General features: G+C 46.4%; 7 protein-coding genes. All 7 read right to left on the bottom strand.

Features of this window, described 5'->3' with window-relative positions; translation table 11 throughout:
* Window positions 1-83: 83 nt before the first annotated feature.
* Genes KI743_RS19600 through KI743_RS19570 form a run of 7 tightly spaced genes read right to left on the bottom strand, consistent with a single transcriptional unit; the run spans window position 84 to window position 7,022 of the window.
* Complete coding sequence (locus KI743_RS19600; protein WP_285467829.1) at window positions 84-986, bottom strand: sulfite exporter TauE/SafE family protein; 903 nt, start codon at window positions 984-986, stop codon at window positions 84-86.
* Window positions 987-1,010: 24 nt separating this feature from the next.
* Window positions 1,011-1,778 carry an SDR family NAD(P)-dependent oxidoreductase gene (locus tag KI743_RS19595; RefSeq protein WP_285467827.1) on the bottom strand — a complete coding sequence of 256 codons (768 nt, stop codon included), beginning with the start codon at window positions 1,776-1,778 and terminating at the stop codon, window positions 1,011-1,013.
* 55 nt (window positions 1,779-1,833) lie between these two features.
* Entirely contained in the window at window positions 1,834-2,703 is an 870-nt protein-coding gene (locus KI743_RS19590; protein ID WP_285467825.1) for an NAD(P)-dependent oxidoreductase, read from the bottom strand.
* A 1-nt stretch (window position 2,704) separates the two neighbouring features.
* Window positions 2,705-3,580: an SMP-30/gluconolactonase/LRE family protein gene (locus tag KI743_RS19585; protein WP_105058669.1), complete on the bottom strand. Its 876-nt coding sequence runs from the start codon at window positions 3,578-3,580 to the stop codon at window positions 2,705-2,707.
* Window positions 3,573-4,469 carry an aldose 1-epimerase gene (locus KI743_RS19580; protein ID WP_285467822.1) on the bottom strand — a complete coding sequence of 299 codons (897 nt, stop codon included), beginning with the start codon at window positions 4,467-4,469 and terminating at the stop codon, window positions 3,573-3,575. The genes KI743_RS19585 and KI743_RS19580 overlap by 8 nt, the downstream gene beginning before the upstream one ends.
* Window positions 4,469-5,260 (bottom strand): HpcH/HpaI aldolase/citrate lyase family protein, encoded by a 792-nt coding sequence (locus KI743_RS19575; RefSeq protein WP_285467821.1) that lies wholly within the window; start codon window positions 5,258-5,260, stop codon window positions 4,469-4,471. Before KI743_RS19575 ends, KI743_RS19580 begins: the two co-directional genes overlap by 1 nt.
* Window positions 5,261-5,270: 10 nt before the next feature.
* Window positions 5,271-7,022 carry an IlvD/Edd family dehydratase gene (locus tag KI743_RS19570; RefSeq protein WP_045419559.1) on the bottom strand — a complete coding sequence of 584 codons (1,752 nt, stop codon included), beginning with the start codon at window positions 7,020-7,022 and terminating at the stop codon, window positions 5,271-5,273.
* Window positions 7,023-7,195 lie beyond the last annotated feature (173 nt).

The raw sequence follows: 7,195 nt of genomic DNA, 5'->3' as shown, positions 1-7,195 counted from the left end.
CGCTAACCTGCGAAGAACCAAAAGAAAGCCCTATAACGATGAAACGTTATAGGGCTTTTTCATTCAACGATAGAAAGAATCAGTTATGCTGTTGCCGCAGCTGCTTTCGCTTTTTCTTCTTCATCCGCTTTACGGATAGCCGCTACTTTCTTACCGAAAGCAAGTTGGCAGATAGCAAGTGCACCAAATGCAACACCTAGACAAAGAGCAGCAGGTAAGTCAGCAGCACCTTTAATTAGCATTGCACCTGAAGCAATCAGCAGTACAAATACCATTAGGCGGAACACAGATGTTGGAATGCGTTTATGAACGTACTGACCAACAACAGAGCCTAGAATCATAGTCGGGATAGCGAACATTACTAGCTTCACTGTATCGACAGTTAGAATACCGCTTGTTGCCAAACCACCAATGATTGTTAGGTTGTTTGCAGTAAAGAACGCGTTCAGTGTGCCACGGAAAGCCGCAGGACCAAGGTTACGAAGCATACCGTAGATAACAACCGGTGGACCATTCGTAGAGAACGCCGCACCTAAAGCACCCGCTACTGCACCCATTGGCGCTGCAATCCAGTTTTTATCGTAAACCGGTAGGCGTGGAATAAATAGGCTGTAAAAAGAGTAAGCGATTAGGAAAATACCTAGGCCCATTTTCATGATGCTATCTGGCAGGTAAGACAGTGCGTAGATACCTACTGGTACACCTAAGATAGAGAAACCAATCAGAACCATTGCTGATTTCCAGTCAGTCTCTTTACGAGATAACCATGTCGCGTAAAGAGCTGTTGCGGTACCAACCATAACGGACATCGGTGCCGCCATTTTTACTGGTAAAAGCATTGATACCAAAGGCATCGTCGTTAGGCCACCACCAAAGCCAGCACAAATACCGACAAAGGTGTACATGAACATAAGACCCACAACCGTTATTACTGTTGTGCCGCTTAGTGCGTCTCCATCTGGAGTTGTTAAATCAAAAAATGACATTGCTAAAAATCCGTTTAATTATAATTAGTTAAGAGTTAGACCTGCATCTACAATGAAGTCTTGGCCAGTACAACCACAAGATTCATCCGAACCTAGGAACAGCGCTAGACGAGCACAGTGAGTACCGTCTAAGCGGAATTTAAGCGCTTGAAGTTCTACGAATTGGTTTACTGCTGATGGGTCTAGTTTTGCCCACATTGCGTCTTGCTTAGGTGTGCGGATTGCGCCAGGAACAAGGCTGTTTACACGAATACCACGCTCACCTAGCTCTTGCGCTAGAGTACGAGTGAAACCGTGGATAGCCGCTTTAGACAGTGAGTAACACACGCGACCTGGTCGGCCACGCATCCAGTTGATTGAACCCATGTTGATGATTGAGCCAGCGCCTTTTTCTGTCATGCCATCAATAACGCTTTGAATCGCAAACAACTGGTGACGTAGGTTCATGTTGATGCGGTTGTCGAAGTATTCTTCTGTTAGATCATCGATAGTGTGGTGATCATCAGAACCCGCGTTGTTCACTAGGATATCAACCGTGCCGTAGTGCTTAGACACTTCTTGGAAACAGTTTTGAAGCAGTTCAGTGTTGGTCACATCACAGAACAGGAATAGGCAACCAAGTTCTTCAGCCAGTTTCTCACCTGCTTCTTTGTCGTAATCTAGGAAAGCAACTTTAGAGCCTTGGCTTACAAAGCTGCGTACCAGCTCTTCACCGATGCCACTTGCACCACCCGTAATTACTGCAACTTTGCCTTCAAGAGATGCGTATTTTACATTTTCTGCGTAATTCATTTTCTTTTGCCTCAATTGGAAATTACCTCCAGCCGATAGCCGGAGGTGAAATTAGTTATGCTTTTGAATTTTGTTGAACAACTTTGTAAGTTGCACAGAAGTCTTCACCGCCGATACCCGCTTCTAAGCCTTGGTCGTATACCGCTTTAACGACATCTGCACCTGGAAGTGTCAGGCCTGACTCTTCCATCATTGATTTCATGATGTGAACGTCTTTTGCCATGTTCTCTAGAGAAAAAGCAGTGGTGTAATCTTGTTTAGCGACAGCAGGAAGCTTGCCTGTCATGTAAAAGTTCGACGCACCACCGTAAGAACATGCGGTGCCAAAGTCGTCTTTTTCGATACCGTAGTGCTCAGCTGCTGCAACCATTTCGTTCATCGCGTTTTGAATGCCACCAACTAGGTTGTTGTGAAGAATTTTCATCACAAGACCACGGCCATTGTCACCAAGGTGAATTTGGTTTGAACCCATCATTGCCAAGATGTGTTCTACTTTTGCGTATGCAGCTTTGTCACCACCGATGTAGATACCTAAGTCAGCAGCGATGGCTGCCGGTACTGATTTAACTACTGGTGCATCAAGCATAATTGCGCCAGTTTCAGCCACTTGCTTAGATACTTCGATAGACACGCTTGGATCGATAGTCGACATGTCGATAGTAATATGGCGCTCAGATAGTTCAGGGATAAGCTCTTTGTAAACGGCTTGTACGTGAACTGACTTCGGTACCATCGAGATGATAACGTCGGCTTTTTTCGCAACTTCTGCGATGCTGTCTGCTGCTGTTGCGCCAGCGTCCACAAGCTTAGCGACTTGCTCTTTGTTTAGGTCGTAAACAAAAACTTTACCTTCGTGTTTTTGAACGATGTTCTTTGACATCGCTTCACCCATAAGACCTAGGCCAATAAATCCAATAGTTTGCATATTATTCGTTCTCTAAAAATGTTGGTTTGACCATACCGGCCACGTTGGTTCTCATTGTGAAGATCGCACCGGAAAGTGGGCGCTCTTCAAGTTCTTCCTGTTCCATGTTTTCACGAGTAGTTGTAATGAAGAGTGTCTTCATATCGTCACCACCAAAGCAGACCATGGTTGGGCAGCGCACTGGCAATGGGTACTCTTCAAGGATCTCGCCTTCAGGGCTGATTCTTGCGATACGGTGACCATCAAACAGTGCCGTCCAGTAACAACCTTCCACATCAACTGCCGCACCGTCAGGACGACCATTGCCTTGAGGGAAAGTCTTAAACACTTCACGCATTCCCAGTTCACCGTCCGCCAGTAGAGGGGTTCGGTACATCACATGGTTAGGAGTGTCAGTGGTGTACATCCACTTTTTGTCAGGGCTGAAGGCAAGGCCGTTAGCGCCAAGAATGTCGCACTGCACAACCTTTGGTGTAAGCGATGCATCAATACGCATCAACATTGCACCGTTGAACGTTCTTGGGCCCCAGTAAGTGCCCGCATAGAAGCGGCCATCTTGGTCAACACCGCCGTCATTGAAACGCGCAACAAACGGGTTGTTTGGGTTTTCACATACTTGTTTTTCGATCTTGCCGCTGTCATCAGTAAGGAAGATGCCTGTGCGCATAGCTGCAATAAAACCGCCTTTTTCACGCAGAGCAAAACAACCCACTTCTTCTTCGAAGTTCAATACCGTGTGAGCTTTGCTCTCAGGGCAGAAACGATGGATCTCGTGTTCTAGAATGTCTGTCCAAAGTAGAGTTTGGGTCTTGGCATCCCAAGTTGGACATTCAGGTAAATGCCCGATGTAATCGAATAAGACTTCTGGATTACTCATAGTCTGAAACCTTAATAATCATTGTCATTGATACGGACTGACCAGCATCGACGAGCTTCATTGCCTGGTCACTTTCACCACTGGTGAGGTCATTAATTGCGTTGTTCACATTCGTTACCGGCTCGATAGCAACGAAGTTTTTCTCAGTTCCTGGCACGAACACAATCACATTGCTTGCATCCGGAGAACTCATTTCCGCTCTGATACCTTGTTCAGGCCAAATGACATTGGCGTGACCATCCCAACCTGAGAAGCAGTTATCGACTGACTCTGGTTGAGGGCGTCGTAAAGTACTGAAATCCCAATCTTTAGGCACATCAACGGTGGCACATGGCAAGGTGTTTTCATCGTTGAGTAAAACCTTGTCTGCGTTAAGTTGAATCAAGCTTCGGTCAGCATTGGCAAAGTAAGGGTGGAAACCAAGGCCAACAGGCACAGTGCGCTCTGCTAGATTGAAATATTTCAGTGTCACTCTCAGCTCATTCTCAAGCAGTTCAAAGGTTTGAGTCGCTTGATAAGGCCAAGGCCAGTGGTGGTATTCTTCCAAGTCAGCTTGGTGTAAAAACTTGAGGACACACCCTGTCGCAGATTCTTCAGCCACTACCCATTCACCTTTCCAAGCGTTCCCATGAATGGAATGTGGGTGGTCCCCAAAGTTTTTAATTAGTTCATAACGCTCGCCACCAAACTCAAATTTACCCAGCCCGATTCGGTTGGAGTAAGGCACAAGAGGAAAACTGCCCGACTGATTCACAATCACATCATCTTGATTAGGTAACGGCCTTAAAATATCGATACCTCGATAGGTTAAGCCTGCGATTGCACCGCCAAGTTGTGGAGCGACTTTAAGTACAAGTTCGCCTTGAGTTTTAGTGACGATATTAAGCATTAGTAAACCTCACCGCCTGATACTGTGATTTCTTCACCACGGATAGCTGCTAGCTGCTCTTTTGCACGAGCCATTAGGTAGCTCATATCAGAACCTAGCGCGACGAATGAGAAACCCATTTCTTGGTATTTGTTTGCCAATTCAGGTGTACCGCCAACGATCCCGCAAGGTAGACCCAGTGTTTTCGCTTTATCTAAACCTTGTGCGATTTTTGCTTGTACCTCAGGGTGAGACGGGTTACCCGTATGGCCCATTGCCGCAGACATATCGCCAGGGCCGATGAAGAAGCCAGTCACACCTTCAACCGCTGCAATCTCTTCCATATTGTCGATCGCCTCTGGTGTTTCCATCTGTAAAATGAAGCATAGCTCTTCGTTTGCTTCACGTAGGAAATCAGAGTTTGAACCGTACATAGAAGCGCGGTGAACAGCTGCAAAACCACGCTTACCTAGTGGTGGGTAGTAAGCTGCTTCTACTGCCGCTTTTGCTTCTTCTGCCGTGTTAATGAATGGCACCATTAGTGAGTTTGCACCACCATCAAGAGCACGCTTAATCAACACCACGTCATTCCACGCTAGACGGTAAAGCGGTACTGTTTTGTTTGATGCGTTGCGAACGGCACGGTCAATGCGGATTGCATCGAGTGAGTCTACTGGCACGTGTTCTTGGTCAAGAACCAAGAAGTCAAAGCCCACTGTCGCCATCGCTTCAGCAACGGTGTCGCTGCCAGTCATCATCCAAGTACCAAGCTGTACGTCACCAGCTTCAATTGCGTTTTTAAATTTATTCATTGTTTATACCTTAGTGAATTGGTGGTTCTGGAACGTCGCTGCCCGCTTGAAGGAAATCGAAATCACACCCTTCGTCTGCTTGAGTTACGTGTTGCTGGTATAGCGCAGCGTACGAACGCTCGAATGTTTTGTGTGTTGGCTTCAAGTTCTCACGGCGATTTGCTAGCTCTTCTTCAGACACCAGCATGTTCAGTGTGCCTGCTTCAATATCGAGCTCGATGATGTCGTCAGTTTTCACCAATGCGAGTGGACCACCTACTGCTGATTCTGGCGCAACGTGTAAGATACAAGTGCCGTAGTGTGTGCCTGACATGCGTGCATCGGTAATTCGAACCATGTCAGTGACGCCTTCTTTAAGAAGTTTCTTAGGAATTGGAAGGTTGCCCCATTCCGGCATACCCGGTGCACCAACTGGCCCTGCGTTTCTTAGGATGATGACTGTATCTTTAGTCACATCTAAGTCTGGTTGATCGATGGTGTCTGATAAATCTTGATGATTATCGAATACCAGTGCACGACCACGGTGCTTACGCAGTTCAGGCAGTGCCGCTGAAGATTTCATTACCGCACCGTTCGGGCATAAGTTACCTTTAAGAACAGATAGTGCGCAGCCTTGAGAGAGTGGCACTACTGGGTTTTCTAGGTCACGGATTACGTTGTCATCGTAACAATCAGCGTGTTCTAACCAGCTACTCATTGGCGTGTTGAGCACACCCGTTACGTCAAGGTGTAAGAATTGACTGATTTTCTTCAGTTGAGCCATTAGGCCGCCAGCAAAGAAAAACTCTTCCATAAGCTGATCACCCGATGGGAATAAGTTCGCAAGTACAGGTACTTTACGAGCAATTTCTTCCATATCATCAAGCGTGATCTTAATTTTCGCTCGGTTAGCCATCGCAATCAGGTGAATGGCTGCGTTTGTTGAGCCACCTACAGCCATGTAAGCAACGATACCGTTCAGGAAGTTTTCACGAGTTAGCCAAGAAGACGGCTTATGGTCATACCAAACCATGTCGACAATCGTTTTACCGCACTGCGCAGCCATTTGTGTATGGCGGGAGTCTGCAGCAGGAATAGAAGAAGCACCTGGAATCATAAAGCCGATTGCATCAGCAATTGAAGTCATCGTTGATGCAGTACCCATAGTGTTACAAGTACCGATAGAACGAGTCATGGCACCCTCTAACTCAACCCAATCGTGCTGAGTAATCGCGCCTAAACGAAGTTGGTCCCAGTATTTCTTAGTGTGAGTACCTGCGCCTGTTGTTGTGCCACGCCATTTGCCTGAAGACATAGGTCCTGCTGGGCAAAATAGCATCGGAATATCCATTGAAATTGCGCCCATTAATAGAGCAGGTGTCGATTTATCACAGCCCCCCATCAAAATTGCACCATCAATTGGGTGCTGACGCAGTAGTTCTTCTGCTTCCATAGCAAGGAAATTGCGGTATAACATCGTCGTTGGTTTGACCAGTACTTCACCTACCGAAAGCGCAGGGAGTTCTACTGGGTAACCACCTGATGCCCATACTGCTCGTTTTACTGCTTCTGCACGTTCTCTTAAGTGAGAGTGGCAAGGGCTTAGGTCACTCCACGTATTGATAATGCCAATAACGGGTTTACCCATGAACTCTTCGCGATTCAGGCCCATTTGCTGGCTGCGTTGACGATGAGCAAACGCTCGAATCGTATCTGGTGCGTACCAACGTTGGCTTCGTAGTTCCGAAATATCGCGTTTCTTCAAATTCGCTGTATTAAACATATTTTCCAACTTGTTATTCGTATCTCTTGGGGTGAACTTTATTTTCGTAGCGCTACGATCGCAACGCCGAAAAAACAATAATGAGATCTCTATCAAGAAACATAGCATACGAATTAACTTTTATTGTTTTAAGTCAATTTTACGTAAGAAACAGGGTGAGACGCCCAAAAAAT

This window comes from Vibrio sp. D420a (assembly GCF_030248625.1).
GTDB lineage: Bacteria > Pseudomonadota > Gammaproteobacteria > Enterobacterales > Vibrionaceae > Vibrio > Vibrio fortis_A.
The sequence above is the reverse complement of the archived record's forward strand: the minus strand, read 5'-3'. Positions and strand labels throughout refer to the sequence as shown.